The sequence below is a fragment of the Burkholderia sp. BCC0097 genome (assembly GCF_902832985.1).
Taxonomy (GTDB): Bacteria; Pseudomonadota; Gammaproteobacteria; order Burkholderiales; family Burkholderiaceae; genus Burkholderia; species Burkholderia orbicola.
The window spans coordinates 106,565-131,704 of the sequence record NZ_CADFDM010000007.1; the positions used below are offsets into that span (position 1 = coordinate 106,565).

The 25,140-nt window shown below is 68.3% G+C and carries 24 protein-coding genes; 16 read left to right on the top strand and 8 right to left on the bottom strand.

Translation table 11 applies throughout. The features are described 5' to 3' along the window. Positions 1-32: 32 nt before the first annotated feature. Positions 33-452, top strand: coding sequence for a hypothetical protein (locus HWX07_RS23610; protein WP_175877863.1), 420 nt, complete (start codon positions 33-35; stop codon positions 450-452). A 115-nt stretch (positions 453-567) separates the two neighbouring features. On the opposite strand, the gene HWX07_RS23615 is transcribed toward HWX07_RS23610, so the two are convergent. Next, positions 568-1,941 (bottom strand): nucleobase:cation symporter-2 family protein, encoded by a 1,374-nt coding sequence (locus HWX07_RS23615; RefSeq protein WP_175877864.1) that lies wholly within the window; start codon positions 1,939-1,941, stop codon positions 568-570. Between the two features lie 439 nt (positions 1,942-2,380). On the opposite strand from HWX07_RS23615, the gene HWX07_RS23620 reads away from it, so the two are divergent. The 5 genes from HWX07_RS23620 (at position 2,381) to HWX07_RS23640 (ending at position 7,211) form a co-directional block, all read left to right on the top strand. Further along, positions 2,381-3,847: an FGGY family carbohydrate kinase gene (locus tag HWX07_RS23620; RefSeq protein ID WP_175877865.1), complete on the top strand. Its 1,467-nt coding sequence runs from the start codon at positions 2,381-2,383 to the stop codon at positions 3,845-3,847. A 213-nt stretch (positions 3,848-4,060) separates the two neighbouring features. Next, entirely contained in the window at positions 4,061-5,167 is a 1,107-nt protein-coding gene (locus HWX07_RS23625) for an S-(hydroxymethyl)glutathione dehydrogenase/class III alcohol dehydrogenase (protein WP_006483756.1), read from the top strand. Between the two features lie 16 nt (positions 5,168-5,183). Beyond that, positions 5,184-6,032, top strand: a complete 849-nt coding sequence (fghA, locus tag HWX07_RS23630) for an S-formylglutathione hydrolase (protein ID WP_175877866.1) — start codon at positions 5,184-5,186, stop codon at positions 6,030-6,032. A 205-nt stretch (positions 6,033-6,237) separates the two neighbouring features. Continuing rightward, positions 6,238-6,897, top strand: coding sequence for a hypothetical protein (locus HWX07_RS23635; RefSeq protein WP_175877867.1), 660 nt, complete (start codon positions 6,238-6,240; stop codon positions 6,895-6,897). Positions 6,898-6,914: 17 nt separating this feature from the next. Then, the gene (locus HWX07_RS23640; RefSeq protein ID WP_175877868.1) at positions 6,915-7,211 is read left to right on the top strand and encodes a hypothetical protein; all 297 of its coding nucleotides are present in this window, start codon (positions 6,915-6,917) and stop codon (positions 7,209-7,211) included. A gap of 24 nt (positions 7,212-7,235) precedes the next feature. Here HWX07_RS23640 and HWX07_RS23645 read toward each other — a convergent pair whose 3' ends face one another. Genes HWX07_RS23645 through HWX07_RS23660 form a run of 4 tightly spaced genes read right to left on the bottom strand, consistent with a single transcriptional unit; the run spans position 7,236 to position 10,338 of the window. Further along, on the bottom strand, positions 7,236-8,018 hold the full coding sequence (locus HWX07_RS23645) for a metal ABC transporter permease (protein ID WP_089435841.1): 783 nt from the start codon (positions 8,016-8,018) through the stop codon (positions 7,236-7,238). Continuing rightward, the gene (locus HWX07_RS23650) at positions 8,011-8,901 is read right to left on the bottom strand and encodes an ABC transporter ATP-binding protein (RefSeq protein WP_012329132.1); all 891 of its coding nucleotides are present in this window, start codon (positions 8,899-8,901) and stop codon (positions 8,011-8,013) included. Before HWX07_RS23650 ends, HWX07_RS23645 begins: the two co-directional genes overlap by 8 nt. Positions 8,902-8,918: 17 nt before the next feature. Then, a complete protein-coding gene (locus HWX07_RS23655; protein ID WP_175877869.1) occupies positions 8,919-9,830 on the bottom strand; it encodes a metal ABC transporter solute-binding protein in 912 nt (303 codons plus the stop codon). Between the two features lie 46 nt (positions 9,831-9,876). Beyond that, the gene (locus HWX07_RS23660; protein ID WP_011546084.1) at positions 9,877-10,338 is read right to left on the bottom strand and encodes a Fur family transcriptional regulator; all 462 of its coding nucleotides are present in this window, start codon (positions 10,336-10,338) and stop codon (positions 9,877-9,879) included. 336 nt (positions 10,339-10,674) lie between these two features. Here HWX07_RS23660 and HWX07_RS23665 point away from each other — a divergent pair, with 336 nt between their 5' ends. The 8 genes from HWX07_RS23665 (at position 10,675) to ugpC (ending at position 19,022) form a co-directional block, all read left to right on the top strand. Continuing rightward, on the top strand, positions 10,675-11,451 hold the full coding sequence (locus tag HWX07_RS23665; RefSeq protein ID WP_048988957.1) for an L-iditol 2-dehydrogenase: 777 nt from the start codon (positions 10,675-10,677) through the stop codon (positions 11,449-11,451). 78 nt (positions 11,452-11,529) lie between these two features. Continuing rightward, positions 11,530-12,486, top strand: coding sequence for a sugar kinase (locus tag HWX07_RS23670; RefSeq protein ID WP_175877870.1), 957 nt, complete (start codon positions 11,530-11,532; stop codon positions 12,484-12,486). Next, entirely contained in the window at positions 12,474-13,826 is a 1,353-nt protein-coding gene (locus HWX07_RS23675) for a D-tagatose-bisphosphate aldolase, class II, non-catalytic subunit (RefSeq protein WP_175877871.1), read from the top strand. The genes HWX07_RS23670 and HWX07_RS23675 overlap by 13 nt, the downstream gene beginning before the upstream one ends. 72 nt (positions 13,827-13,898) lie before the next feature. Further along, positions 13,899-15,224 (top strand): sugar ABC transporter substrate-binding protein, encoded by a 1,326-nt coding sequence (locus HWX07_RS23680; protein ID WP_053525355.1) that lies wholly within the window; start codon positions 13,899-13,901, stop codon positions 15,222-15,224. 114 nt (positions 15,225-15,338) lie between these two features. Next, positions 15,339-16,292: a sugar ABC transporter permease gene (locus tag HWX07_RS23685; protein WP_089468319.1), complete on the top strand. Its 954-nt coding sequence runs from the start codon at positions 15,339-15,341 to the stop codon at positions 16,290-16,292. Further along, positions 16,289-17,140, top strand: a complete 852-nt coding sequence (locus HWX07_RS23690; protein ID WP_011546080.1) for a carbohydrate ABC transporter permease — start codon at positions 16,289-16,291, stop codon at positions 17,138-17,140. Before HWX07_RS23685 ends, HWX07_RS23690 begins: the two co-directional genes overlap by 4 nt. Next, positions 17,137-17,850 carry an HAD family phosphatase gene (locus tag HWX07_RS23695; protein WP_175681590.1) on the top strand — a complete coding sequence of 238 codons (714 nt, stop codon included), beginning with the start codon at positions 17,137-17,139 and terminating at the stop codon, positions 17,848-17,850. The genes HWX07_RS23690 and HWX07_RS23695 overlap by 4 nt, the downstream gene beginning before the upstream one ends. A gap of 62 nt (positions 17,851-17,912) precedes the next feature. Continuing rightward, positions 17,913-19,022 (top strand): sn-glycerol-3-phosphate ABC transporter ATP-binding protein UgpC, encoded by a 1,110-nt coding sequence (ugpC, locus tag HWX07_RS23700; protein WP_175877872.1) that lies wholly within the window; start codon positions 17,913-17,915, stop codon positions 19,020-19,022. Positions 19,023-19,036: 14 nt separating this feature from the next. Here the strand turns inward: ugpC and HWX07_RS23705 are convergent, their stop codons facing one another. After that, a complete protein-coding gene (locus HWX07_RS23705; RefSeq protein ID WP_175877873.1) occupies positions 19,037-19,921 on the bottom strand; it encodes a LysR family transcriptional regulator in 885 nt (294 codons plus the stop codon). 113 nt (positions 19,922-20,034) lie between these two features. Between HWX07_RS23705 and HWX07_RS23710 the strand changes: the two genes are divergently transcribed. Together HWX07_RS23710 and HWX07_RS23715 are read left to right on the top strand one after the other, a co-directional pair. Beyond that, positions 20,035-21,231, top strand: a complete 1,197-nt coding sequence (locus HWX07_RS23710; RefSeq protein WP_175877874.1) for a serine hydrolase domain-containing protein — start codon at positions 20,035-20,037, stop codon at positions 21,229-21,231. Next, positions 21,228-22,451, top strand: coding sequence for an MFS transporter (locus HWX07_RS23715; RefSeq protein ID WP_175877875.1), 1,224 nt, complete (start codon positions 21,228-21,230; stop codon positions 22,449-22,451). Before HWX07_RS23710 ends, HWX07_RS23715 begins: the two co-directional genes overlap by 4 nt. Positions 22,452-22,479: 28 nt before the next feature. Here HWX07_RS23715 and HWX07_RS23720 read toward each other — a convergent pair whose 3' ends face one another. Together HWX07_RS23720 and xylB are read right to left on the bottom strand one after the other, a co-directional pair. Beyond that, positions 22,480-23,493, bottom strand: a complete 1,014-nt coding sequence (locus HWX07_RS23720; RefSeq protein ID WP_175877876.1) for a sugar-binding transcriptional regulator — start codon at positions 23,491-23,493, stop codon at positions 22,480-22,482. A gap of 64 nt (positions 23,494-23,557) precedes the next feature. Continuing rightward, positions 23,558-25,039 (bottom strand): xylulokinase, encoded by a 1,482-nt coding sequence (gene xylB, locus HWX07_RS23725; protein WP_175877877.1) that lies wholly within the window; start codon positions 25,037-25,039, stop codon positions 23,558-23,560. Between the last annotated feature and the right edge of the window lie 101 nt (positions 25,040-25,140).

The window sequence follows — 25,140 nt, forward strand, 5'->3', positions numbered from 1 at the left end:
TTGAATCTGATCGGGTCCAACGGAAAATCGATATGGTAAAAGGACTGGCCTGCATTGCGCTGGCGTTTTTCTCGACCGGGACATTCGCCTGCTCCCCGGTTCATACACTTGATGTTTTGTTTGAAAGAGATTCTGCCAAAGTGCGCGGCGATGAGCTCATCAAGCTGGCCAATTGGGCGATAGACCTTCAACTCAAATATCCCAATCTTGATCGTACGTCTGTCGGTGGACTTGCCGAAGCTGACGAAAGACAGCCGAGCGTGCTGGCGCAGCAACGCGCGGAAAGTGTCAAGGGGCTGCTAGTCACATTGGGGCTTGGTCGAGCCCCTATCGACGTCGATGCCAGGCTTTATAAGTCGCATCATCTGAACGGTGTGCCGGATAATGGCCAACGAGTAGAAATCGACTTCCTTCCCGATTGCCCGCATGAATGCCCCTGCCAAGGGAAATGAGGTCCTGGCTGCGATCTGCCGCGCAGTGCTGCACACTTCGATGGTGTGAAGCGGCCTTTTACGCACCATGCAGCAAGCGCCGGCCCGTCACGAGCCGACGCATGCCTGGTGTCCGTCAGTGCGAATCGGCGGCCCGCCCGTCGAAGTCGTGCCCCGCGCGCCGAATCTCGCAGCGCGCATCCTTTTCGCCTTTCACACCGTTGAACACGATGTTCAGGATCACGGCCGTGGCCGATGCCAGCAGGATGCCGCTGTGCAGGATCGGCGCGAGCGCGGGCGGCAGCTTCGAGAAGAAGTGCGGCGACACGACCGGCACGAGGCCCATGCCGACGCTCACCGCAACGATGAACAGGTTGTGCGAGTTCTTCACGAAGTCGACCTTCGACAGCACCTTGATGCCGTTCGCGGCGACCATCCCGAACATCACGATGCCTGCGCCGCCGAGCACGAACGGCGGCACCGAGGCAACGACCTGCGCCATCTTCGGGAACAGGCCGAGCAGCACGAGGATCACGCCGCCCGTCGCGCACACGAAGCGGCTCTTCACGCCCGTCACGCCGATCAGGCCGACGTTCTGCGAGAACGACGTATGCGGGAACGAGTTGAAGATGCCGCCGATCAGCGTGCCGAGGCCGTCGACGCGCAGGCCGCGCACGAGGCGCTCCTGGTTGACCGGGCGATCGACCATGTCGCCCACCGCGAGGAACATGCCGGTCGATTCGATGAACGTGACGAACATCACCGTGACCATCGTCACGATCGACAGCGGGTCGAAGTGCGGCAGGCCGAAGTGGAACGGCATCACGAAGCCGACCCACGGCGCATGCGCGACGCCGTCGGTGTTCACGCGGCCGAGCGCGAAGGCGATCACGAACCCGGCGACGATGCCGAGCAGCACCGAGATGTTCGCGACGAAACCGCGGCCGAACTTGTTGATCAGCAGGATCAGCGTGAGCACGAGCAGCGACAGGCCGAGATAGACGGGGCTGCCGTACTCGGGGTTGCCGACGCCGCCGGCCGCCCAGTTGATGCCCACTTCCATCAGCGACAGCCCGATCACGGCGATCACCGTGCCGACGACCACGGGCGGGAAGAACCGCAACAGCTTGCCGATCATCGGCGCGAGCACGATGCCGATGATGCCGGCCGCGATGGTCGAACCGAAGATGTCGAGAATGCCGAGGCCGGGGTTCGTGCCGATCGCGATCATCGGGCCGACGGCCGCGAACGTGCAGCCCATGATGACGGGCAGGCGGATGCCGAAGATCCACAGGCCGAGGGTCTGGATCAGCGTGGCGATGCCGCACGAAAACAGATCGGCGCTGATCAGGAACGCGATCTGGTCTTTCGGCAGCTTGAGCGCCGCGCCGACGATAAGCGGCACGGCGACGGCGCCGGCGTACATGACGAGGACGTGTTGCAGGCCAAGCGTTACCAGCTTGCCGGTCGGCAGCACTTCATCGCACGGATGGACCGTGTTCGATTGCATCTGTCTCACTCCATGATCTTGTTTTCGGGGTGATACGAAGTTATTCGGAATGAATCCATGCAACAAGAGCACTGGGTTCTATTCCGTTCTTTGCTGGTTCGATATGCCATTTCGGTATGGAACAGGGGGGCGATCATCGGGAAACTGCCGCAGGAGTGAGGTTCACCGGTTTTATAGCGCTTCAAAATAGCGCTGGCCCCCCTGTCAAATATGGCGCGCTTTATGGTGTGTATCGGGTGCGCCGCATAGTGGCAAAAAGCGGTGTGTGGAAATCGCGCCGGGTTAACCCGCGAACGGCCGCTTTTGCGTGCAAGGTGCGGCCCGGTGGAGCGTGCCGATCCGACCTCACTTTCGATGCGTCGAGGCGGCGGCAAAAACCGGGGCGCACATCGCGATCCCGTTATCATCGACATCCGTTCATACGAATCTCCTTCACGTCATGCGCCTGCTCGGAATCGACCTCGGCACCGGCTCCGTCAAACTCGTCACGCTCGATGCCGGCGGCGTCGAGCGCGCGGTCGCGAGCGAACCTTATGCGTTGTCGTCGCCGCAGCCGGGCTGGGCGGAAATCGCGCCCGACGCGTGGTGGCAGGCGCTGGTGCGCGCGGCCGCGCGACTGCCGGCCGACGAGCGCGCGCAGGTCGCGGCGATCGGCTTTTCGGGCCAGATGCATGGCGTCGTGCTGATCGACGCGGCGGGCCAGCCGGTGCGGCCCGCGCTGCTGTGGCCGGACACGCGCGCGGTGCGCGAGGCGGATGCGGCGGGCTGGCCAGCATCCGGATTGCCTGTCGCCGGATTGCCCGTCCCGCCGAATCCCGTCGCGCCCGGCATGGCGGGCCCGCTGTTGCGCTGGCTGGCCACGCACGAACCCGACGCGCTGCGCGTCGCGCGCTGGGCCGTGCAGCCGAAGGACTGGCTGCGCATCACATTGGGCGGCGACGTCGCGGCTGACCCGAGCGACGCGTGCGCAACGGCGCTTGCGACGCCCGACGGTGCGTGGGACAACGCATTGATCGACACGCTCGGCCTGCCTGCCGACCGTTTCGCGCCGGTTCGCGCGTCCACCGCACGCTGCGGCGTGCTTGGCGCGCAGGCCGCGGCCGCGCTCGGCCTGCCGGCCGGCGTGCCGCTCGCAACGGGCGCGGCCGATACCGCGTGCGCGGCGCTCGGCAGCGGGCTGGCCGTCGCAGGTGACGCGCTGCTGACGACCGGCAGCGGCGGGCAGATCGTCGTGCTCGCGGATACGTTGCCGCCCGCGCGGCGCGGCTTGCATCGCTATCGTGCGGCGGCAGGCGGCGGCTACTACACGATGGCCGCGATGCAGAACGTCGGGCTCGCGCTCGAAGCCGTGCGCGGCTGGCTCGGCTACGCGCGATGGGCCGATGCGTATGACGATGCGTTCGCGCAGCCGGCATCTGAACGGCTGTGCTTCCTGCCGTACCTGAGCGGCGAGCGTTCGCCGTGGATGAACCCCGATGCGCGCGGCGGCTGGCTCGGCCTCGGGCTTAGCGACACGCGCGGTGCGATGATGCGCGCCGCATTCGAAGGCGTCGCGTTCGCGTTGCGCGCGGGGCTCGATGCGATCCGCGACGCCGATCGCCGCGACGCGGTAACGACGCTGCGTCTCGCGGGCGGCGGCTCCGTCGATCCGCGTTGGCGCAAGTTGCTCGCCGACGCGCTCGGCGCGTCGCTGCACGCGATCGATTGCCCCAACGCCGCGACGCGCGGCGCAGCGCTGCTCGCGGGCGTCGCGATCGGGCATTGGCGTGAAGATGCGCTGCGCGCGCTGGCGCCGGGCGCGTCGCCGGTCGCCGCCCCGCACGACGACCGCCTGCTGGCCGCACGCCACGCGCGCTTCATCGATCTGTACACCCGCACGGATGCATGGTTCACGACGGGCGTTTAAACTCGAACACTTGTTCTTTTGCGCCAGCGATGACGCATCCTGGCAAGCCGGCGACCGTTTCCCGCACGCGATGCGCGGCGGGAGCGGCCATCATGGCGAGCACGATATTCTTGCGCCGTGCCACGCGGCACGGCTTCGACCGCTTTGCACGAAACCCCGGCCGGCGCCGCACGCCGGCCCGGGCCGATCTCACCGACACACAGGAGTGACACGATGAAAACGAAAGCCGCGATTGCATGGAAGGCGGGTGCGCCGCTGACGATCGAGGAAGTCGATCTCGAAGGGCCGCGCGCCGGCGAAGTGCTGATCGAAGTGAAGGCGACGGGCATCTGCCACACCGACTACTACACGCTGTCGGGCGCCGATCCGGAAGGGATCTTCCCGGCGATCCTCGGCCATGAAGGCGCGGGCGTGGTGGTCGACGTCGGCCCCGGCGTCGGCACCGTGAGGAAGGGCGACCACGTGATTCCGCTCTACACGCCCGAATGCCGCGAGTGCAAGTTCTGCCTGTCGCGCAAGACCAACCTGTGCCAGAAGATCCGCGCGACGCAAGGCAAGGGCCTGATGCCGGACGCGACGTCGCGCTTCTCGCTCGACGGCAAGCCGCTGTTCCACTACATGGGCACGTCGACGTTCTCGAACTACATCGTCGTGCCGGAGATCGCGGTCGCGAAGGTGCGCGAGGACGCGCCGTTCGACAAGATCTGCTACATCGGCTGCGGCGTGACGACGGGCGTCGGCGCGGTCGTGTACTCGGCGAAGGTCGAGGCCGGTGCGAACGTGGTCGTGTTCGGCCTCGGCGGGATCGGCCTGAACGTGATCCAGGGCGCGAAGATGGTCGGCGCGGACAAGATCATCGGCGTCGACATCAACCCGAAGCGCGTCGAGCTCGCGAAGAAGTTCGGGATGACGCACTTCATCAACCCGAACGAAGTCGAGAACGTCGTCGACCACATCGTGCAGCTGACCGACGGCGGCGCCGACTACTCGTTCGAATGCGTCGGCAACGTGAAGCTGATGCGTCAGGCGCTCGAATGCACGCACAAGGGCTGGGGCCAGTCGTTCATCATCGGCGTGGCGGCAGCGGGCGAGGAAATCAGCACGCGTCCGTTCCAGCTGGTGACGGGCCGCGAGTGGAAGGGCTCGGCGTTCGGCGGCGCGCGCGGGCGCACCGACGTGCCGAAGATCGTCGACTGGTACATGGAAGGCAAGATCAACATCGACGACCTGATCACGCACACGCTGCCGCTCGAGCGGATCAACGAAGGCTTCGACCTGATGAAGGCCGGCGAGTCGATCCGCTCGGTCGTGCTGTACTGACCGGGAGCGCACCGCCATGCTCGAACTCGTTTCCTCGCATGCGTGCCACGGCGGCGAGCAGCGTTTCTACCGTCACGATTCGGCGGCCATCGGCCTGCCGATGAAGTTCTCGGTGTACCTGCCGCCGCAAGCCGCGCAGGATCGCGTGCCGGCGCTGTTCTATCTCGCCGGGCTGACGTGCACCGACGAGACGTTCGCGATCAAGGCCGGCGCGCAGCAATACGCGGCGCAGCACGGCATCGCGCTCGTGATGCCCGACACGAGCCCGCGCGGCGCGGGCGTGCCGGGCGAGACGGATGCGTGGGACTTCGGCGTCGGCGCGGGTTTCTACGTCGATGCGACCGAAGCGCCGTGGTCGACGCATTACCGGATGGAGTCGTACGTGACGGGCGAGTTGCGCGAGCTCGTCACGGCCGAGCTGCCGATCGACGGTGCGCGGCTCGGCATCTTCGGCCACTCGATGGGCGGGCATGGGGCGCTGACGCTCGCGTTGCGTCATCCGGGCCTGTACCGGTCGGTGTCGGCGTTCGCGCCGATCGCCGCGCCGACGCGCTGCCCGTGGGGCGAGAAGGCGTTCTCGGGCTATCTCGGCGCCGATCGCGACGCGTGGAAGGCGCACGATGCGAGCGAGCTCGTCGCGCGCGCCGACGCGCCGAAGTTCGCGGACGGCATCCTCGTCGATCAGGGGCTGGCCGATCAGTTCCTTGCGAACCAGCTGAACCCCGACGTATTCGAAGCCGCGTGCGCGAAGGCCGGCCAGCCGCTGACGCTGCGCCGCCATCCGGGCTACGACCACGGCTACTACTTCATCTCGACCTTCATCGCCGATCACATTGCGCATCATGCGCGCGTACTTGTGCGGTGAGCAGCAGTCTCTGACGCCACGTCGTTGCACTTCAACGGGCGACGTGGCTGTCATCCCTCGCTACGCATTCAGCCGGGGCGCCCGCCCGGAGAAATCACCTGCTGCCGCAAATTCGTACTCGTTCTATAGGATGCCAAATCGATTCGCCGAATAATGATCGACGATTTAATCGTGGTGAATTTGTTCGAGCGAGGCTTTGACCTGAATGGGCGACATGGTTTGCGACGTATCAAACAACTCCCCGAACTGGGGGTTGATCAATCTGTTTGCGTGGAAACTTGTGCCCGAGCGATGGAGTGGTGGCATCAAATACATCCAGGCGTTCAAGGATGCGTGGGTCATGCACAACAAGTCCCATATCCGGGCAGCAGCGGGGCGACACTGTCTACCTCGGGAAATGCTCGCGGGCGTATGTTGGATCGAGGTTGGTGGCGACCCTGAATTCATCGATCGCGTTGCATTCGAAGTGCGCACGTTCGACTGGAGTGGTCCGCCGTTCATCGACAGGCATCTGACACTGACGCGTCATCCAGCGATGACATCGTTCGGCCCGGTGAGCATGCAGCTTCGCACGGCAGCACAAACACTCGGAATGGACCCGTCGCAAATGTCAGCGTCGCAATTCCGGAGTTTGGCCCACTGCCTTCAGCGCGATATTTTCAATATCGATGTGGTTGCGCGTCATCTGAGCCAATTGGCGAAGCGCGACGGGCTTCAATATCCGTTCTCGATGGATCAAATTCGCATCATCGGCGCGCGCTACAACCGAGGAAGCGGATTGTCCCTCGAGCAAATAAGACAAAATACCAGCTACGGTAACTTCATCGTTACGCATTGGTCACGCTTCGTTCGGCTCATGCGGTAAGGCATCGGGATGCAAACATGGCTCGTCTCCTTCGCTTCGTCATTCATGTCGCATGCGTCATCGGATTGCTCGTTGTTGTCACGATCACCGGGAACAAGTATGCGTGGATGCATGAAGTCGATCCGTCCATCGCGATCGACGCGATCAAGGACGAAGCTGGCGACCGTACGCTGGTCAGCTATGCATTGCTCATGGTCGTTGCGATCACACAGGTCGTGTTGCTCGCGAGGTCCAGGGCCACAGGTGCCAAGCCGTGGGTCGGGTTCCTGATGCTCGCGGCAACGGTTGTGTGCGCATGGAAAACGATCACGTAGCACCATTCGCGCGCATGCAAGTCATCATGCCCTGCGCAACAGGCTCGCCCCATACACCAGCGCCGACAGCGCCGTAATCCAGAAGCTCGTCGGCCAGTCGGTGTGATACGCGAGCACGATGCCGGCCCACGCTTCGAACAGCGCGAACAGCGCGGCGAGCAGCACGCCCGTCGACAGTCGCGTCGACACGTTCTGCGCCGCCGCCGCCGGCCCGACCAGCAGTGTGAACACGAGCAGCACGCCGACGATCTGCGTCGCCGCGGCCACCGCGAGCGCGCACACCGCGAGGAACAGCATCGACACCGTGCGCAGCGACACGCCCTTGGCTTCGGCCAGTTCGGGCTGCAGCGATGCGAACAACAACGGCCGCGCGATCAACGCGAGCGCGGCGAGGCTCACCGCGCCGATGCCTGCGAGCACCGCGAGCGTGTCGTGGCTGACCGCGAGCACGTTGCCGAACAGCAGTGCGGTGACCTGCGTCGCGAACGACGTGTAGAAGTGCAGGAACAACAGGCCGAAGCCGAGCGCGCCCGACAGGATCACGCCGATCGCGACGTCGCGGCCCGCGAGCTTTTCGCCGAGCGCGCCCATCCCGATTCCTGCCGCGAGCGTGAAGCCGACCATCCCCCAGATCGGCGAGATGCCAAGCAGCACCGCGCCCGTCGCGCCGGTGAAGCCGACGTGCGACAGCGCGTGGCCGGCGAAGGTCTGCCCGCGCAGCACCAGGAAATAGCCGACGATGCCCGCGAGCACCGCGACGATTCCCGACGCCGCGAAGGCGTTGATCATGAAGTCGTATTCAAACATCGTGCGAATGCCCGGGATGAGCGTGTCCGTGGTGATGATGGCCGTGGCCGCCGCCCCCGCCGTGCGAATGGCCGTCGTCGTCCTCGTGTTCGTGATCGTGCTTTTCGACCTCGACGTCGCCGGACATCACGAAGATCTTGCCGTTTACACGCATCACGTCGATCGGCGATCCATAGAGGCGCGACAGCACGGGCTTCGTGATCACCTCGTCGACGGTGCCGAGCGCCGCGACGCCGTTGCCGAGATACAGCACGCGGTCGAGCGCATTCAGCAGCGGGTTCAGTTCGTGCGCGGAGAACAGCACGGTGATGCCGAGCTCGCGCTGCACGTTGCGCACGAGTTCGACGACGCCGCGCTGGTGGTTCGGGTCGAGGCTGATCAGCGGCTCGTCGAGCAGCAGCAGCTTCGGATTGCCGAGCAGGCATTGCGCGAGCAGCAGGCGTTGCCGTTCGCCGCCCGACAGTTCGGACAGCGGCCGGCGGGCGAGCGACGGGCCGCCGACGAGGTCGAGCACGCGATCGACGTCGCGGCGCGTGGCCGCGTTCGTATGCGGCAGGCCCCAGCGGTGGCCGTCGGCGGCCATCGCGACGAAATCGTAGCCGCGCATCCGGCGGTTCGCGAGGCCGCTCCTGATCTGCGGCATGTAGCCGATCGATGCGTTGCCGCGCGCGACCGGCACGCCGCCGACCGACAGCGTGCCGGCCGACACGGGGACGAGGCCGAGCACCGCGCGCATCAGCGTCGTCTTGCCCGCGCCGTTCGGCCCGAGCACGCCGACGAATTCGCCGGGCTCGATCGAGAAGCTGACGTCGCGCAGGATCGTGCGGCCGCCCAGTTCGAGCGTGACGCGATCGAGTGCGAGTGCGTGGGGAGTGGCGGTCATGGGGTTACGGTGGTCTGTTACTTGCCGGCCGAAAGTGCGTTGCCGAGCGCGTCGAGCTGGCCGCTCATCCATTGCTGGAAGGTCTTGCCGGCCGGCTGTGTCTCGGTGACGCTGACGGTCGGCACGCCGCCGTCGCGCGCGATCTTCAGCATGCGCTTGGTCATCGGCTCCTCGGCCTGGCTGTTGTAGATCAGCACGCGCACCTGCTTCTTGCGCAGGTCGCCCTCGAACGCGGCGACGTCCTGCGCGCTGGCTTCGGTGTCGTTCATCGTCGCGAGCTGGAAGCGCTGGTTGCGCATGTCGAGGCCGATCGCGTCCGACATGTAGCCGAACACGGGCTCGGTGGCCGTCACGGGCACGCCCTTGTACTTCGCGCGCAGTGCGGCGACCTTGTCGTCGACAGGCTTCAGCGACGCGACGAACTTCTGCAGGTTCGCATCGTATTCGGCCTTGTTCGCGGGGTCGGCGCGGCCCAGCTCGGCCGCGATCGCGCGTGCGGCCGCCGGCATCGTCGCCGGGTCGTACCACAGGTGGGGGTTGTCGCCGGCCTTCTTGCCGACCAGATCGGCGACGACGATCGTCGCGCGCTTCGCCTGTTTCGACGCGCCGAGCAGCTTGCCCATCCACGGATCGTAGTCGGCGCCGTTGTAGATCACGACCTGCGCGTGCTGGAGCGCGCGGGCCGTCTTCGGGCTCGCTTCGAACAGGTGCGGATCCTGATCCGGATTGCTGAGAATGCTGGTGACCGCGACGTGGCGGCCGCCGATCTGCGACGCGACGTCGCCGTAGAAATTCTCCGCGGCGACGACGTTGACGGTCGCGGCCTGCGCGACCACGGGCGCGGTGAACGACAGCGCGGCGACGGCGGCGGCCAGCCAGCGGACAGGCGACAGGGCGCGCCGCGGCGCGCGCTTCAGGGCAATGGACATGGAACTCCTCGTTGGAAGGGCGGCGCGCACGCCGCGCGATTCGGCGTCAGCGCTGCGCGGGCTTGCGCTTGCAGTGCCCGCACAGGCCGCTCAGCTCGACGACCTGGTGGTGGACTTCGAAACCGTGCGCGGGCTCGCTCGCGGACAACTGCTTCGCGAGGTCGCCGCCGGGAATCTCGACGGTGTCGCCGCACGAATCACAGATCAGGAACTGGCCTTCGTGCGGCACGCCGATCTCGCAGCAGGCGAAGAACGCGTTCTTCGACTCGATCCGGTGGATGAAGCCGTGCTCGACGAGGAAATCCAGCGCGCGATAGACGGTCGTCGGCGGCACGCGGCCGCGCTGCGGTTCGAGTTCGGCAAGCAGGTCGTACGCGCCGATCGGGCGCTGTGCGGCCAGCACGCGTTCGTAGACCTGGCGGCGCAGCGGCGTCCACGCGAGCCCGTGCTCGGCGGCGAATGCGTCGGCCCGGGACAGCCGGGCGTCAATGGACGATGAGGTAGCCATGGCGTGAAGCAGGCGATGAAACAAAGTACGGCGATGATATAACGTATCGTCGCGTCGTGCAGCGCGAATTCCGTTTTCCGCCTCGTTCCGCCCGCGCTCCGTCCCCTTCATCGTCGATACCACCGCGCCGCACCGAGCGTCCCGCGCCTTGCCGCGCGGGCACGGCGGGGCGTCGTCGTGCGCCCCCTTGCCGCAGCGCGTCATAGAAAGCCGTCACGTCGTCTTGACAGCGCGTATCGCGTATCCGATCATTCGATCACTAACAGAGCAATTGATCGGTAGACGAGCGTTCGCTCACCTCGACCGTCGTGCAACAGAACGAACCGGAGACAGCCAGTGAGACTGGAAGACAAGGTCGCGATCCTGACGGGCGCCGCAAGCGGCATCGGCGAGGCGGTCGCGCAACGCTATCTGGACGAGGGCGCGCGCTGCGTGCTCGTCGACGTGAAGCCGGCAGGCGGCTCGCTCGCGCGGCTGATCGAGGCCAACCCCGGCCGCGCGGTGGCCGTCACGGCCGACGTCACGCGCCGCGACGACATCGAGCGGATCGTCGCGACGGCGGTCGAGCGTTTCGGCGGCGTCGACATCCTGTTCAACAACGCGGCGCTGTTCGACATGCGCCCGCTCCTCGACGAATCGTGGGACGTGTTCGACCGGCTGTTCTCGGTCAACGTGAAAGGGCTGTTCTTCCTGATGCAGGCGGTCGCGCAGCGGATGGTCGAGCAGGGGCGCGGCGGCAAGATCGTCAACATGTCGTCCCAGGCCGGCCGTCGCGGCGAGGCGCTCGTTTCGCACTACTGCGCGACCAAGGCCGCGGTGATCAGCTATACGCAGTCGGCCGCGCTCGCGCTCGCGCCGCACCGGATCAACGTGAACGGCATCGCGCCGGGCGTGGTCGACACGCCGATGTGGGAGCAGGTCGATGCGCTGTTCGCGCGCTACGAGAACCGGCCGCTCGGCGAGAAGAAGCGGCTCGTCGGTGAAGCCGTGCCGCTCGGCCGCATGGGCGTGCCGGGCGACCTGACGGGCGCCGCGCTGTTCCTCGCGTCGGCCGATGCCGACTACATCACCGCCCAGACGTTGAACGTCGATGGCGGCAACTGGATGAGCTGACGTGGCGCCGCTCGCACGCGCCACCCGGCGGCCTGCCCGCGACGCAGCGGCCGCCGTCGCACGAGGAGGGCTCGCCTGATGGCCGAGATCGTCGTCGCCGGCGAACTGCTGGCCGAATTCGTCGCCGCCGAGCGCGGCCAGGGCTTCGATACGCCGGGCCTGTTCGAAGGACCGTTCCCGAGCGGCGCGCCGGCGATCTTCGCCGACCAGGCCGCGCGGCTCGGTGCGCGCGTCGCGTATGCGGGCTGCGTCGGCCGCGACGCGTTCGGCGATGCGATCGTCGCGCGGCTCGCCCGAGACGGCGTCGACGTCGCGCGCATTCGTCGCGTCGCCCGCCCGACCGGCACCGCGTTCGTCGCGTATCGCGACGACGGCTCGCGCAGTTTCGTTTTCACGTTGTCGACCAGTGCCGCGGCGTGCGTCGATGCGTCCGACGTCGACACCACGATGTTTGACGGCTGCCGCTACTTTCACGTGATGGGCTCGTCGCTGACGAGCGAATCGGCGATCGCGGCGGTGCAGCGCGGCGTGATCGAGGCCGCGCGCGCTGGCGCCAAGGTGTCGTTCGATCCGAACGTGCGGCCTGAGATGCTGAGTTTCCGCCCGATGCGCGCGGCGCTCGACGAGATGCTCGCCGCGTGCCACCTGTTCCTGCCGAGCGAAGCCGACCTGCCGTTCTTCTGCGGCCCGCAGCCGGCCGAGCGCGCGATCGCGGGCCTGCTCGCGACGCATCCGCTGCTCGAGCGGGTCGTGCTCAAACGCGGCGCGCAAGGCAGCGTCGCGTTCGATCGCGCCCACCGTGCCGAAGCGCCGGCGTTCCCGGTCGACGAAGTCGATCCGACCGGCGCCGGCGACTGCTTCGGCGGCACGCTGGTCGCGAGCCTCGTCGCGGGCGCGGCCGTTGACGTCGCGCTGCGCCGTGCGAACGCGGCCGGCGCGATCGCGGTCACGCGGCGCGGCCCGATGGAAGGCAACAGCAGCGCGGCCGAGATCGACCGCTTCCTGACCGAACGGGGGATCGCATGTCCGGCCTGACGACCGTTGCCGAACGCCCGCGCACCGCGCACGCGGACACCGTGCTGCGGATGATCTTCGACGCGAACCGCGCGGACGCGCAGCGCGGCATCTATTCGATCTGCAGCGCGCACCGGCTGGTGCTGGAGGCCGCGTGCGAAGCCGCGCGTGCGGACGGCTCGCCGCTCTTGATCGAGGCGACCTGCAATCAGGTGAACCACCTCGGCGGCTATACGGGCATGACGCCGGCCGATTTTCGTCGCGACGTGGATGCGATTGCCGCGCGCTGCGGGCTCGCGCCGTCGGCGCTCGTGCTCGGCGGCGACCATCTCGGCCCGAACCCGTGGCGGCATCGTCGCGCGGCCGACGCGATGCGGGAAGCCGCTGCGATGGTCGCCGCGTATGTCGAAGCCGGTTTCGAAAAGATCCACCTCGATGCGAGCATGGCGTGCGCGGACGATCCGGCACGGCTCGACGATCGCACGATCGCCGCGCGCGCGGCCGAGCTGTGCCGTGTCGCGGAAGACGCGGCGGCGCGCGCCGGCATCGCGCCCGTCTACGTGATCGGCACCGAGGTGCCGACGCCGGGCGGCGAGGTGAGCGGCGACGCGAGTAACGATGCGATCGCGCAGATCGCGGTCACGCGCGGCGACAGCGTCGCCGCGACGCTCGACGCGCACCACCGCGCGTTCTCGGCGGCCGGGCTCGACGACGCGTGGACGCGCGTCGTCGCGATCGTCGCGCAGCCGGGCGTCGACTTCGACGATCGCCACGTGCTCGACTACGACAGCGCCAAGGCGGCGTCGCTCGGCGCGAGTATCCTGAAGACGCCGCGCCTCGTGTTCGAAGCGCATTCGACCGATTACCAGACCGAAGCCGCGCTCGCCGCGCTGGTGCGCGACCATTTCGCGGTGTTGAAGGTCGGCCCCGCGCTGACGTTCGCGCTGCGCGAGGCGCTGTTCGCGCTGACGTTCATCGAGGACGCGCTGATCGACGACGTCGCGCGGCGCTCGCGGTTGCGCGACGTCGTCGATGCGGCGATGCGCGCGCAGCCCGAACACTGGGCGCCGTACTACCGCGGCGACGAGACCGCGCAGCGGCTCGCGCGCCAGTTCAGCTACAGCGACCGCATCCGCTATTACTGGCTGCAGCCGGCCGTCGCGGCCGCGGTCGAGCAGCTGTTCGACAACCTCGCGCGGCAGCCGGTGCCGGAGACGCTCGTCGCGCAGTGGCTGCCGGACGTCTACGCGGCGTGTCGCGCGGGCGGCCTCGCGAAAGAGCCGCGCGCGTGGGTGCGCCACCGGATACGCGACGTGATCGCGCACTATGCGCGCGCGTGCGGCATGCAGCGGCCGGCATGACGGGCCGCGAAGGAAACGACGCAACACCGAAGCAGGACCGACGACATTTCGAACAATCACAGGAGACATGCCATGCAACGAAAGATGCTCGACGCCGCCGCACGCTGTTTCGCCGGAGCCGCGCTCGCGACGGCGGCCTGCGCGGCGTCCGCCGGCACGCTGACGATCGCGACGCTGAACAACCCCGACATGATCGAGCTGAAGAAGCTGTCGCCCGCGTTCGAGAAGGCGAACCCCGACATCAAGCTGAACTGGGTGATCTTAGAGGAGAACGTGCTGCGCCAGCGCGCGACGACCGACATCACGACCGGCAGCGGCCAGTTCGACGTGATGGCGATCGGCACCTATGAAACGCCGCAGTGGGGCAAGCGCGGCTGGCTCGCGCCGATCACGGGGCTGCCGGCCGACTACGACCTGAACGACATCGTGAAGACCGCGCGCGACAGCCTGTCGTACAACGGCCAGCTCTACGCGCTGCCGTTCTACGTCGAAAGCTCGATGACGTTCTACCGCAAGGACCTGTTCGCGGCGAAGGGGCTGAAGATGCCCGACCAGCCGACCTACGACCAGATCGCCGAATTCGCGGACAAGTTGACCGACAAGTCGAAGGGCACCTACGGGATCTGCCTGCGCGGCAAGGCCGGCTGGGGCGAGAACATGGCGTACGTGTCGACGGTCGTGAACACGTTCGGCGGGCGCTGGTTCGACGAGAACTGGAACGCGCAGCTCACGTCGCCCGAATGGAAGAAGGCGATCAATTTCTACGTGAACCTGCTGAAGAAGAACGGCCCGCCCGGAGCGAGCTCGAACGGCTTCAACGAGAACCTGACGCTGACCGCGTCCGGCAAGTGCGCGATGTGGATCGACGCGACGGTCGCGGCCGGGATGCTCTACAACAAGCAGCAGTCGCAGGTGGCCGACAAGATCGGCTTCGCGGCCGCGCCGGTCGCCGTCACGCCGAAGGGCTCGCACTGGCTGTGGGCGTGGGCGCTGGCCGTGCCGAAGACGTCGAAGCAGCAGGACGCCGCGCGCAAGTTCATCGCGTGGGCGACGTCGAAGCAGTACATCGAGATGGTCGGCAAGGACGAAGGCTGGGCGTCGGTGCCGCCGGGCACGCGTACGTCGACGTATCAGCGCGCCGAGTACAAGGCCGCCGCGCCGTTCTCGGACTTCGTGCTGAAGGCGATCGAGACGGCCGACCCGAACGATCCGTCGCTGAAGAAGGTGCCGTATACGGGCGTGCAGTACGTCGGGATTCCTGAATTCCAGTCGTTCGGCACGGTGGTCGGCCAGTCGATCGCCGGTGCGGTGGCGGGCCAGATGTCGGTCGACCAGGCGCTCGCCGCCGGACAGGCAGCGGCCGACCGCGCGGTGCGCCAGGCCGGCTACAAGAAGTAACGCGCAAGCCGTCGCGCGGCCCGCATCGTGCGCCGTGGTACACGGCGCGGGCCGGCTAGGCTGACAGGCGGGCAGGCCGTTCGCGCCCGCGCATCAACCGGAGGGACTCCGATCATGCGTCACCTGCGTCTTCCCCTGAGTCACGCTCACGCGCCGTCGGTCGGCGACGCGTCGTCGCCGCCCGGCGCGCCGCGCCGTGCGCGCGGCGGCGCGAGCTGGCTCGTGTCGCCGTCCGTCGCGGTGCTGCTGCTGTGGATGTCGATTCCGCTCGCGATGACGATCTGGTATTCGTTCTCGCGCTACAACCTGCTGAACCCGGACGTGAAGGGCTTCGCCGGGCTCGACAACTACCGTTTCCTCGCGACCGATCCGTCGTTCCTGCCGGCGATCTGGCACACGCTGGTGCTGATCGGCGCGGTGCTCGCGATCACCGTGATCGGCGGCGTGCTGATGGCCGTGCTGTTCGACCGCAAGTTCTACGGGCAGGGCGTCGCGCGCCTGCTCGCGATCGCGCCGTTCTTCGTGATGCCGACGGTCTCCGCGCTGATCTGGAAGAACATGATCCTTCATCCGGTGTACGGGCTCGTCGCGAACGCGATGCGCGCGCTCGGGATGACGCCGATCGACTGGTTCGCCGATTACCCGTTAACCGCCGTGATCATCATCGTCGCGTGGCAGTGGCTGCCGTTCGCGTTCCTGATCCTGTTTACCGCGATCCAGTCGCTCGACCAGGAGCAGAAGGAGGCCGCGCGCATCGACGGCGCCGGCCCGATCGCGATGTTCTTCTACATCACGCTGCCGCACCTGAAGCGCGCGATCGCCGTGGTCGTGATGATGGAGACGATCTTCCTGCTGTCGATCTTCGCGGAAATCTATACGACGACCGGCGGCGGCCCGGGCGATGCGACGACCAACCTGTCGTACCTGATCTATGCGCTCGGCCTGCAGCAGTTCGACGTCGGCCTCGCATCCGCGGGCGGCATCATCGCCGTCGTGGTCGCGAACGTCGTGTCGTTCTTCCTCGTGCGGATGCTCGCGCGCAATCTGAAAGGGGAGTACGAAAAATGAGCGACCTGACCTTGGCAGGCCGGCGCACGCCGGCCGTGTTCGACCTCGTGCGGCGCGCGCTGCCCGGCACGCTCGCGTGGCTGATCGCGCTCTTGCTGTTCTTCCCGATCTTCTGGATGGCGATCACCGCGTTCAAGACCGAACAGCAGGCGTACGCGTCGACGCTGTTCTTCATGCCGACGCTCGACAGCTTCCGCGAGGTGTTCGCGCGCAGCAACTACTTCGGGTTCGCGTGGAATTCGATCCTGATCTCGGCGGGCGTCACGGTGATCTCGCTGCTGTTCGCGGTGCCGGCCGCGTACGCGATGGCGTTCTTCCCGAACCACCGCACGCAGAAGGTGCTGCTGTGGATGCTGTCGACCAAGATGATGCCGTCGGTCGGCGTGCTGGTGCCGATCTACCTGCTGTGGAAGAACGCGGGGCTGCTCGATACGGTGTCGGGGCTCGTGATCGTCTACACGCTGATCAACCTGCCGATCGCGGTGTGGATGACCTTCACGTACTTCAACGAGATCCCGAAGGACATCCTGGAGGCCGGGCGCATCGACGGCGCGTCGACGTGGCAGGAGATCGTCTACCTGCTGATGCCGATGGCGCTGCCGGGGCTCGCGTCCACCGCGCTGCTGCTCGTGATCCTGTCGTGGAACGAGGCGTTCTGGAGCATCAACCTGTCGAGCTCGAATGCCGCGCCGCTGACGGTGTTCATCGCGTCGTACTCGAGCCCCGAAGGGCTGTTCTGGGCGAAGCTGTCCGCCGCTTCGCTGCTCGCGGTCGCGCCGATCCTGATCGTCGGCTGGCTGTCGCAGAAGCAGCTCGTGCGCGGGCTCACGTTCGGGGCGGTTAAATGAGCGGCGCAAGCAAAGGCGCGGCCGGTCACGGCGTCAACGTGCTGATCTGCGATTGCGACGGCGTGCTGATCGACAGCGAGGCCGTGGCCGCCGACGTGATCGTGCGCGAACTCGATGCGCGCTGGCCGGGCGTCGATGCGCGGCCGGCCGTGATGCCGCTGCTCGGGCTGCGCATCGAGCGCGTGCTGGCCGGCGCGAGCGACGCGGTCGGCCGCACGCTGTCGGCCGACGACGTCGACGCGATCCGTCGCGCGGTCGAGGCCGCGGCCGTCAACGCGCCGATGGTCGACGGCATCGATGCGGCGCTGGCCGCGATCGACCTGACGACGGCGTGCGCGAGCAACAGCTATCGCGCGTACGTCGAAGCGGCGCTCGCGCGCACCGGCCTCGCGCGCTTTTTCGGCGGCCGGCTGTTCTGCGCGGATTCGGTCGCGCGGCCGAAGCCGGCGCCCGACGTGTATCTGGCAGCCGCACGCGCGCTCGGCGTGGTGCCCGCGCAATGCCTGGTCGTCGAGGACAGCGTGACCGGCATCACCGCGGCCGCCGCGGCCGGCATGACCGTGCTCGGCTTCGTCGGCGGCGGGCACGCGTCGGCGGCGCAGATCGACGCGTTGCGCGGTATCGGCGCGCGTCACGTATTCGACGACATGCACGAGCTGCCCGGCTACGTCGCGCGCTGGCAGGCGACGGGCGCGGTGCTGCCGAACTAGCAATCAGGAACGAAGGCGCGCCGCTTTCAACGCGGCGCATCACGAACGAACGGAGACAGATCATGGCAAGCGTGCTCCTGCGCAACATCGCGAAGCGCTACGACGACACCGAAGTGCTGCGCAACGTGAACCTCGACATCGCCGACGGCGAATTCGTCGTGTTCGTCGGCCCGAGCGGCTGCGGCAAATCCACGCTGATGCGGATGATCGCCGGCCTGGAAGACATTTCGAACGGCGACCTGCTGATCGACGGCGCGAAGGTCAACGACGTGCCGAGCGCGAAGCGCGGCATCGCGATGGTGTTCCAGTCGTATGCGCTGTACCCGCACATGACGCTGTACGACAACATGGCGTTCGGCCTGAAGCTCGCCGGCGCGAAGAAGCCCGAGATCGACCAGGCGGTGAAGCAGGCCGCGAAGATCCTGCACATCGATCACCTGCTCGACCGCAAGCCGAAGCAGCTGTCGGGCGGCCAGCGGCAGCGCGTCGCGATCGGCCGCGCGATCACGCGCAAGCCGAAGGTGTTCCTGTTCGACGAACCGCTGTCGAACCTCGATGCCGCGCTGCGCGTGAAGATGCGGCTGGAGTTCGCGCGGCTGCACGACGAGCTGAAGACGACGATGATCTACGTGACGCACGATCAGGTCGAGGCGATGACGCTCGCCGACAAGATCGTCGTGCTGTCGGGCGGCGCGGTGCAGCAGGTCGGCACGCCGAACGCGCTGTATCACGCGCCGGCGAACCAGTTCGTCGCGGGCTTCATCGGCTCGCCGAAGATGAACTTCCTGAAGGGCACGGTCGAATCGGCCGATGCGGGCGGCGTGCTCGTGCGCTTCGACAGCGGCGAGACGCAGCGGGTCGCGGTCGACGCGGCGGGGCTGCAGCGCGGCGCCGCGGTGACCGTCGGCGTGCGGCCCGAGCATCTGCTGGTCGATGCGGCGGCGGCAGGCGTCGCCGCGCGGACCATGGCCGTCGAGTCGCTGGGTGACGCCGCATATCTGTATGCGGAGTCGGCCGTCGCGCCGGACGGTTTGATCGCACGGATTCCGCCGCTCGACACGTACCGCACCGGTGAAGCGCTGCGCGTGCATGCGCAGGCCGAGCACTGTCACCTGTTCGACGAAAACGGGCAGGCGTTCCGGCGGCTCAGCGCGCACGCGAAGGCGGCTTGACGGCCGCGCGCCGGTTACAGCCGCAAATGCTCGGCCATGTAGTCGACGAACGCGCGCAGCTTGGGCAGCGGATGGCGGCCCGACGGCCATAGCACGTAGAACGGCGTGCGGCTCGCGACGTGATCGTCGAGCACTGCGCGCAGCCTGCCGTCGGCGAGGGTGTCGCGCACGAAGAACTCGGGCAGGCACGCGATGCCGAGCCCGCGCAGCGCGCAGCACAGGCGCGTCTCGGCGTTGTTGCTGACCATCGAGACGGGTACCTCCGGCGGCGTGCCGGCGCGCGGCGCGCGCAGCGGCCAGATCTCGAGCTTGCCGCTGCTCGGGAATCGGTAATGCAGGCAGCGGTGCTGCGCGAGGTCGGCCGGCGTGCGCGGCGTGCCGTGCCGTTCGAGATAGTCGGGCGACGCGACCAGGTGCTGGCGGAAGTGGCCGAGCAGCCGCGACGACAGCCGGGAATCGGTCGGATGGCCGGTGCGCAGTACCACGTCGAAGCCTTCGTCGATCACGTCGACGATCCGGTCGCTGAAATCGATGTCGAGTTCGATCTCCGGATACGCGGCCATGAAATCGGCGAGCACCGGCAACAGCAACGTGCCGATCGTCGGCAGGCTCACGCGCAGCCGCCCGCGCGGCGCCTCGACGCTCTGCGTCAGTTCCCGCTCGGCCGCGTCGATTTCGGCGATCACGCGCCGGCATCGTTCGAGAAAGCGCGCGCCCTCGGCCGTCAGCGTGATGCTGCGCGTGCTGCGGTGAAAGAGCCGTACGTTCAGGCGCGCCTCGAGCCGCGCGATACGCTTGCCGATCGCCGACGCCGACAGTCCGAGCGCGCGGCCGGCCGCGACGAAGCTGCGTGTTTCCGCGACCTGGACGAACACGACGAAACCGCCAAGATTTTCCATGCAGGTTCCCGATTGCGGACACCCATGTCCGGAGTGTCCGGAACTCTAACCCGATTTTTCTTCTCGTGCCGGCTCCCTACGATGGGCGTTCCTTCACTGTTCGAGGTCACGCCATGTCATCACTGCCTGTCACCGCCCGCCGCGCCGAACCGGATGCCGCGCTGCGCGACCGGCTCGATGCCGTGCTCGACCGCGCGCTGGCCGATGCGCGCGCGGTCGGCGCGGTCGTGCTGGTCGCGCGCGACGGCGAATTGCGTTATGCACGCGCGGCCGGGCTGGCCGATCGCGAAGCCGGCACGCCGATGCGCGAGGACACGCTGTTCCGGCTCGCGTCGATATCCAAGCCGATCGTGACGGCCGCCGCGATGCGGCTGGTCGCGGCATCGAAGATCGGGCTCGACGAACCGGTCGCGCGCTGGCTGCCCGCGTTCACGCCGACGCTAGCCGACGGCACGCCGGCGAACATCACGCTGCGGCATCTGCTGTCGCATACGGCCGGGCTCGGCTATCGCTTTCTCGAAGCCGACGCCGACGGCCCGTATGCGCGTGCGGGCGTGTCCGACGGGATGGATCGCGCGAGCCTGTCGCTCGCCGAGAACGTGCGGCGCATCGCCGGCGTGCCGCTGCAGTTCGCGCCCGGCACGTCGTGGGGCTACTCGCTTGCGACCGACGTGGTCGGCGCGCTGATCGAGGCGGTCGACGGCCGGCCGCTCGCCGACGCCGTGGCGGCGCTCGTGACGACGCCGCTCGGGATGACCGACACGGCATTTTTCACGCATGACGCGGCGCGTCTGGCGACGCCTTACGTCAGTACGCCCGACGTGCCGCGCCGGATGGCCGACGACGATCTCGTGCCGGTGTTCGACGGCACGGTCGGCATCCGCTTCGAGCCGGCGCGCGCGTTCGATGCGACCGCGTGGCCGTCGGGCGGCGCGGGCATGGTCGGCACCGCGCACGATTGCCTGACGCTGCTCGATACGCTGCGCACGGGCCTCGACGGCTGGCTCGCACCGCGCTGGGTCGACGAGATGGCGCGGGTGCAGCCGGGCGCGCACGACTTGCCGGATGCGCCGGGATTCGGCTTCGGGCTCGGTTTTTCCGTGCTGCATGACCCGGTGGCCGCGCAGTCGCCGGAGTCGGTCGGCACCTGGCGCTGGGGCGGTGCGTACGGGCACGCGTGGTTCGTCGACCGCGCAGCCGGGCTGACGGTCGTCGCGCTGACCAATACGTTGTACGAAGGGATGCACGGGCGCATCGTCACCGACGTGCGCGATGCGGTGTATGGCGTCGACGACCGGAGCGCGGCATGAGCGAGTGCGTATCCGTCTCCGACCGCGCTGTCGATCGTGCGGCAGATTCGTCCGCGCCGGCTCGTGCACGTCTGCCCGTCGCGAACCTGCTCGCGCTTGCCACCGCCGGCTTCATCACGGTGCTTACCGAAGCGTTGCCGGCCGGCCTGCTGCCGCTGATGAGCGCCGACCTGCACGTGACCGAGGCGCTGATCGGTCAACTGGTGACCGTCTATGCGCTGGGTTCGATCGTCGCGGCGATCCCGCTCGTCGCGGCGACGCGCGCGATGCGCCGGCGGCGGTTGCTGCTCGCGGCGCTGGCCGGCTTCGTCGTGTCGAACGCGCTGACGGCCGCGTCGCCGTACTACGCGCTCACGCTGGCCGCACGGTTCGTCGCGGGGATGTCGGCCGGGCTGCTGTGGGCGCTGCTGGCCGGCTACGCGAGCCGGCTGGTCGAGCCGTCGCTGCGCGGCCGGGCGATCGCGGTCGCGATGCTCGGCATACCGGCAGCGATGTCGATCGGCATTCCGGCCGGCACGGCGCTCGGCGCGATGTTCGGCTGGCGCGTCGCGTTCGCCGGGATCACGGTCGCGGCGCTGGCGCTGATCGGCTGGATTCGCCTGCGCGTGCCCGACTATCCGGGCCAGCAGGCCGGCGCGCGCGAGCCGGTGCTCGGCGTGATGGCGCTGCCCGGCGTGCGGCCGGTGCTCACGGTGATGTTCGCGTACGTGCTCGCGCACAACATGCTGTACACGTACGTCGCGCCGTTCCTTGCGGGCGTGCGGATGAGCGCGCAGGTCGATGTGGTGCTGTTCGTGTTCGGTGTCGCGTCGCTGGTCGGCATCGCGCTGACGGGCGCATGGATCGGCGTCGCGCAACGGCGGCTGACGCTCGCGAGCATCGCGCTGTTCGCATTGGCGGCGGCGATGCTCGGCGCCGGGTCGGGGATGACGATCGTCTATGCGGGCGTCGTGCTGTGGGGGCTCGCGTTCGGCGGCGCGCCGACGCTGTTCCAGACGGCCACCGCGAACGCGGCGGGGGAGTCGGCCGACGTCGCGCAGTCGATGCTCGTGACGGTCTGGAATCTCGCGATCGCCGGCGGCGGCATCGCGGGCGGCATGCTGCTCGGCGCGACGGGCGCCGGTGCGATTCCGTGGGTGCTCGTCGCGCTGCTGGCGCTGGCGTGGGTCGGCGCGTGGTGCGCCCGCCAGCATGCGTTTCCGGCGCCGCGCGCGGCCTGAGCAGGCGCATGCGATGGCTCAGGCCGCGTCAGGCCGCCTTCGCGGCCAGCGCCGCACGCGCGCAGGCTTCGTCGGTGACGAGCCCCGACAGCCAGCCGCCGCGCAGCGCGGCAATCACCGCGTCGTGTTTCTTCGGGCCGCCGGCGAACGCGATCGTCGGCAGCTTCGGCGGCGTGGCGAGCGCGACGCTCGTCACGCGCGCGCTGGTCGACACGGTGATCTGCGTGCCCTGCGCGTCGATCGGCACGCCGAGCAGTTCGGCCACCGCGCCGAGCGCGGTCATCTCGTCGCGTTCCTGTTCGGTGATGAAGCCGTCTTCGTAGAGCGGGCAGTGCGGGCCGATGTTGCCGATCCCGACGAACGCGACGTCGGCCTCGCCCGACAGCGTCTCGACGATCCGGTACAGCCGGTGATTGCACCACTGCGCGCGCTCGGCGTCGCTGTCCGCGAACAGCGGCGCGGGCAGCAGGAAGTGCTTGCTGCCGGTTTTCTCGGAGATGTACTGCGCGACGTCGTAGCGGTTCGACGAGCCGTCGGCCGCGATCGCGCCGACCATCGACACGAGCCGGTGCTGCGGGCGGTCGATCTGCGCGATCTGCGCGACCGCGGCCTTCAGCGTCCGGCCGCTGCTGACCGCGATCACCATCGGCCGGGTTTCGTTCAGGTAGCGCTCCATCACCTGCGCGCCGGCGACCGCGAGCTTGCGGTCGATCGCGTCGGGCGCATCGGCGTCGACGGGCACGACCTCGCACATCGCGAGGCCGTAGCGTTTCGACAGTTGCGCGCCGAGATCGAGGCAGTCGGCGAGTTGATGGTCGACGCGCACGCGGATCAGGTTCTTCTCGACCGCGAACGCGACGAGGCGCTGCGCGACGGGGCGCGACACCTGCAGCTTTTCGGCGATTTCGTTCTGCGTGTCGCCCGCGACGTAATAGAGCCACGCGGCGCGCGTGGCGAGATCGAGTTTTTCTGAGGACTTGGACACGATAGCGATTCGGTTCGGATCTGGGGGCCGCCCCGCGGGCCGGCCGGCGGGCCGCATGACGGCATCCACTGTAACGCATGTCGCGCGGCTGGCCGGCGGCCGGCCGTGCGACGGAGCGCGCCTACGCGAGCCGTGCGCGCGACGGTTCGTACAGCGGCCGCACGTGACGGTACAGCGTGCGGAATGCATCGAGGCGTTCGCGCAGCCGCGCGTGGCGGGCGGCGTCCGGCGCGTATTCGGCGCGCACCGGCGGCTTGGTCAGCACCGTCTGCGGATCGCCGCCGACGGCCAGCCAGCCGAGCCGTGCCGCGCCGAGCGCCGCGCCGGTTTCGCCGCCGCCGTGCTGACGCGTGCGCACGTTCAGCGCATCGGCGATCAGTTGCGCCCAGAACGCGCTGCGCGCGCCGCCGCCGATCAGCGACAACTGGTCGGTCTCGACGCCGGCCGCGTGCAGCGCGTCGAGGCCGTCGGCGAGGCCGAGTGTCACGCCTTCGAGCACCGCGTAGCCGAGGTGCGCGCGGTCGGTCGCGTGCGTCATGCCGAAGAACACGCCCTGCGCGTACGCATCGTTGTGCGGCGTGCGCTCGCCCGACAGGTAGGGCAGGAACAGCGGAGCGGCGGCGAGCGCGTCGGGGTCGAGCGCCTCGACTTCGGCGAGCAGCGTGGGCTCGTCGGTGCCGGTCAGCTTGCAGACCCAGCGCAGGCAGCTCGCGGCGGACAGCACGACGCTCATCAGTTGCCAGCGATCGGGAATCGCATGACAGAACGCATGCACGGCCGACGCGGGATTCGGCATGAAGCGGTCGCCGACCACGCTCAGCACGCCGGACGTGCCGAGCGACACGAAGCCGTCGCCCGCGTGGATCGCGCCGATGCCGAGCGCGCTCGTCGCGTTGTCGCCGCCGCCGCCCGCGACCAGCACGGCCTCGGATAACCCCAACTCGCGTGCGACGTCCGCGCGCAGCGTGCCGGACGGCGCGTTGCCCTCGACGATGCGCGGCATCTGCCCGCGCGTCATCCCGCACGCGGCGAGCAGCGCATCGGACCAGTCGCGGCGCGCGACGTCGAGCCACAGCGTGCCAGCCGCGTCCGACGGATCGGACACTTTCGCGCCGGTCAGCCGGAAGCGCAGGTAGTCCTTCGGCATCAGCACGCACGCGGTCGCCGCGAACATGTCGGGTTCGTGCTTCGCGACCCACAGCAGTTTCGGCGCGGTGAAGCCGGGCATCGCGAGGTTGCCGGCCAGCGCATGGAGATCGGGGGCGCGTTCGGTGAGCAGCGCGCATTCGTCGGCGCTGCGCATGTCGTTCCACAGGATCGCGGGGCGCAGCACGCGATCGTCGCGGCCGAGCAGCACCGCGCCGTGCATCTGGCCCGACAGGCCAATGCCGCGCACCTGCGCGAACGCCTGCGGGTGCCGTTCGCGCAGCGCCGCGAGCGCGGCGAGCGTGCCTTGCCACCAGTCGTCCGGATGCTGTTCCGCCCAGCGCGGATGCGGCCGCGACACGCTGAACGGCGAGCCGGCGGTGCCGACGACCGCGCCGTCCGGGGCGAGCAGCAGCACCTTCACTTCGGAGGTGCCGAGGTCGATGCCGAGATACATGAGCGATCCGTTCGGTCAGTGAGGAGCCGCTACTTTAGCCGTGCCGCACGGCCTGTGCCAAGCGGGTTCGCCCGGCGGCGCGGCCGGGCGCCGCACGCGGG

Bases quoted from the DNA above. Each gene is read 5' to 3' on its own strand.
- HWX07_RS23610 (WP_175877863.1), top strand. From the start codon at position 33: ATGGTAAAAGGACTGGCCTGCATTGCGCTGGCGTTTTTCTCGACCGGG.
- HWX07_RS23615 (WP_175877864.1), bottom strand. From the start codon at position 1,941: ATGCAATCGAACACGGTCCATCCGTGCGATGAAGTGCTGCCGACCGGC.
- HWX07_RS23620 (WP_175877865.1), top strand. From the start codon at position 2,381: ATGCGCCTGCTCGGAATCGACCTCGGCACCGGCTCCGTCAAACTCGTC.
- HWX07_RS23625 (WP_006483756.1), top strand. From the start codon at position 4,061: ATGAAAACGAAAGCCGCGATTGCATGGAAGGCGGGTGCGCCGCTGACG.
- fghA (WP_175877866.1), top strand. From the start codon at position 5,184: ATGCTCGAACTCGTTTCCTCGCATGCGTGCCACGGCGGCGAGCAGCGT.
- HWX07_RS23635 (WP_175877867.1), top strand. From the start codon at position 6,238: ATGGGCGACATGGTTTGCGACGTATCAAACAACTCCCCGAACTGGGGG.
- HWX07_RS23640 (WP_175877868.1), top strand. From the start codon at position 6,915: ATGGCTCGTCTCCTTCGCTTCGTCATTCATGTCGCATGCGTCATCGGA.
- HWX07_RS23645 (WP_089435841.1), bottom strand. From the start codon at position 8,018: ATGTTTGAATACGACTTCATGATCAACGCCTTCGCGGCGTCGGGAATC.
- HWX07_RS23650 (WP_012329132.1), bottom strand. From the start codon at position 8,901: ATGACCGCCACTCCCCACGCACTCGCACTCGATCGCGTCACGCTCGAA.
- HWX07_RS23655 (WP_175877869.1), bottom strand. From the start codon at position 9,830: ATGTCCATTGCCCTGAAGCGCGCGCCGCGGCGCGCCCTGTCGCCTGTC.
- HWX07_RS23660 (WP_011546084.1), bottom strand. From the start codon at position 10,338: ATGGCTACCTCATCGTCCATTGACGCCCGGCTGTCCCGGGCCGACGCA.
- HWX07_RS23670 (WP_175877870.1), top strand. From the start codon at position 11,530: ATGGCCGAGATCGTCGTCGCCGGCGAACTGCTGGCCGAATTCGTCGCC.
- HWX07_RS23675 (WP_175877871.1), top strand. From the start codon at position 12,474: ATGTCCGGCCTGACGACCGTTGCCGAACGCCCGCGCACCGCGCACGCG.
- HWX07_RS23680 (WP_053525355.1), top strand. From the start codon at position 13,899: ATGCAACGAAAGATGCTCGACGCCGCCGCACGCTGTTTCGCCGGAGCC.
- HWX07_RS23685 (WP_089468319.1), top strand. From the start codon at position 15,339: ATGCGTCACCTGCGTCTTCCCCTGAGTCACGCTCACGCGCCGTCGGTC.
- HWX07_RS23690 (WP_011546080.1), top strand. From the start codon at position 16,289: ATGAGCGACCTGACCTTGGCAGGCCGGCGCACGCCGGCCGTGTTCGAC.
- HWX07_RS23695 (WP_175681590.1), top strand. From the start codon at position 17,137: ATGAGCGGCGCAAGCAAAGGCGCGGCCGGTCACGGCGTCAACGTGCTG.
- ugpC (WP_175877872.1), top strand. From the start codon at position 17,913: ATGGCAAGCGTGCTCCTGCGCAACATCGCGAAGCGCTACGACGACACC.
- HWX07_RS23705 (WP_175877873.1), bottom strand. From the start codon at position 19,921: ATGGAAAATCTTGGCGGTTTCGTCGTGTTCGTCCAGGTCGCGGAAACA.
- HWX07_RS23710 (WP_175877874.1), top strand. From the start codon at position 20,035: ATGTCATCACTGCCTGTCACCGCCCGCCGCGCCGAACCGGATGCCGCG.
- HWX07_RS23715 (WP_175877875.1), top strand. From the start codon at position 21,228: ATGAGCGAGTGCGTATCCGTCTCCGACCGCGCTGTCGATCGTGCGGCA.
- HWX07_RS23720 (WP_175877876.1), bottom strand. From the start codon at position 23,493: ATGCGGCCCGCCGGCCGGCCCGCGGGGCGGCCCCCAGATCCGAACCGA.
- xylB (WP_175877877.1), bottom strand. From the start codon at position 25,039: ATGTATCTCGGCATCGACCTCGGCACCTCCGAAGTGAAGGTGCTGCTG.